Genomic DNA, 1,161 nt, shown 5'->3' on the forward strand with positions numbered 1-1,161 from the left:
GTACTGTTATTGTAAGTTTATAACACTGTCTTATCGCCGAGCATATCATATTTTATGTGGGGTAAAGGGAAGCTATAATTGGCATAATCAATCATATGTTCGGCTTTAATAAAGCAAAAAAATAGGGTTAAGACATTAATTTGTCCTAACCCCTTTATGTATATAACTTTTTATATGCTTGCTTTATATTTTCAGTCTCTATATCAATCAAGCCATTTTTTAATTCATATTTATCAATAATATCATGATAATCTTGAATAGTATCGAATATATGACTAAATGCATCTTTCGATGGTTTACTATCATTTTGTACACGATCAGCAAAATCCAACACTTGAAACCTCAAGTTTTTCATTTCTTTCTTTTCTGAATCAGTTATATGTTTGTTTAAATTTTCATTAACATTATCTAGTTCCTTTTTTATGTCAGCATTCATTCTGTTTCCAACCCAACGAAGTGGATAAATTTTAATCGGAGAAACTTCTACCACAACACCAAATAAAGCCAACCATGTAGTAATTTCTTTCCAGTTTGATTTAATAAAATCTAATAACATTTATTATTTCCTCTCTATGTTGCAAAGCACAAAAGGGGAGAGACTGTTATTCTCTAAAATTAACTTTTGTTATTTTGCTTTGTTTGATAAGGAACTCATTTTTAAATTGGTGGTTGCAGTGACCGTCATTAATTGTGCTATAATCTCTACCTTCAACAATCAATTCAGAATCCTTATCATAGTCTTCCATTTTTTCTAGAGCATCGTGTTGAATATCTTTTGCTCCTAATACCCGAACTTCTGATACTTTTCCAACTTCAGCTTCAGCCGTGATTTTGGGGATAAAATCGCCATTATTTAGCTTATTGGTAACTGTAGTTGTTAATGAATTCAGATTGTTAAGTGCTACATTAGTATCACTCTGTCTTTTAGTGTTAAAGCAGATGAAGACGGAGTGCGGATTGCCTGTTTAGATGAAATGAGATATCGGAAATACTTATGGCATCATCAGCCGATTACAGATTTCTGGAGAGTTGGTAAAGGATATGCAAAAAAGCTTAATGAAGCAGGGTTGTATACTATGGGTAGTTCTGTAGGCAGTGAAGACAAATATTACAATGAAGATCTTCTTTATGATATGTTCGGAGTCAATGCTGAACTGCTGA

General features: G+C 32.3%; 1 protein-coding gene and 1 pseudogene. One reads left to right on the forward strand and one right to left on the reverse strand.

Annotated features, from left to right (window positions below):
• Positions 1-154 precede the first annotated feature (154 nt).
• Complete coding sequence (locus KSU54_RS18445; protein ID WP_008792851.1) at positions 155-556, reverse strand: hypothetical protein; 402 nt, start codon at positions 554-556, stop codon at positions 155-157.
• 373 nt (positions 557-929) lie between these two features.
• Here KSU54_RS18445 and KSU54_RS18450 point away from each other — a divergent pair.
• Positions 930-1,161 (forward strand): annotated as a pseudogene (locus tag KSU54_RS18450) (hypothetical protein); the annotation flags it as partial.

This window comes from Erysipelatoclostridium sp. MSK.23.31, from assembly GCF_019125875.1.
In the GTDB taxonomy this organism is placed as follows: domain Bacteria; phylum Bacillota_I; class Bacilli_A; order Erysipelotrichales; family Coprobacillaceae; genus Thomasclavelia; species Thomasclavelia ramosa.